General features: G+C 33.9%; 1 pseudogene. It reads left to right on the plus strand.

The window, feature by feature from the left end:
* Positions 1-304: pseudogene (locus tag KI686_RS16290) on the plus strand (Tex-like N-terminal domain-containing protein); the annotation flags it as partial.

Below are 304 nucleotides of genomic sequence, written 5' to 3' on the forward strand. Positions count from 1 at the left end.
AAGCTTTAGAAAAGCGTAAAAAAGCAATTATAAAAACTCTGGAAGAACAAGGAGTTTTAAATTCTGAAATTGCACAAAAAATTACCGAAGCTGAAGATTTAAGAACGCTTGAAGATCTATACTTACCCTTTAAAAAAAGCCGAAAAACAAAAGCTGAAAAAGCACGACAAAATGGTTTAGAACCGTTGGCAAAAATCATTATGAGTCAAAATGCTAACGATGTGGAGTCTTTGGCTTTTAAATATGTTAAAGGTGATGTGGTATCTGCTGAAGATGCTTTAGAAGGTGCCAGGCATATTATTGC

It is taken from the genome of Polaribacter sargassicola (genome assembly GCF_021991835.1).
Lineage (GTDB): Bacteria > Bacteroidota > Bacteroidia > Flavobacteriales > Flavobacteriaceae > Polaribacter > Polaribacter sargassicola.